At 36.6% G+C, this 246-nt stretch carries 1 protein-coding gene; it reads right to left on the reverse strand.

The annotated features are described in order from the left end of the window. Positions 1 to 246, reverse strand: a 246-nt coding sequence (locus tag SB679_RS25750; RefSeq protein ID WP_410705207.1) for an alpha/beta hydrolase family protein, incomplete at both ends; no start/stop codon positions are given.

Consider the following 246-nt stretch of genomic DNA (forward strand, 5'->3'; position numbering starts at 1 on the left):
CTGCATAAATCTGATCATCGCCAGACGCTGGAAATCTATATTCTCTTTTTTCCTGAATCCATGTCCTTCATTTTTAGCCTCAAGATACCATACTGTTTTCCCCTGTCCTTTTAGTTTATCACGCATTTGAATAGCTTCGGAAACCGGAACTCTTGGATCATTGGTTCCCTGTACAATAAACATTGGTTTTTTAATCTTGTCAATATTATTCAGAGGAGCTATTTTAGTAAAGAATTCGGCCATTTT

It is taken from the genome of Chryseobacterium sp. SIMBA_029 (assembly GCF_046535275.1).
GTDB lineage: Bacteria > Bacteroidota > Bacteroidia > Flavobacteriales > Weeksellaceae > Chryseobacterium.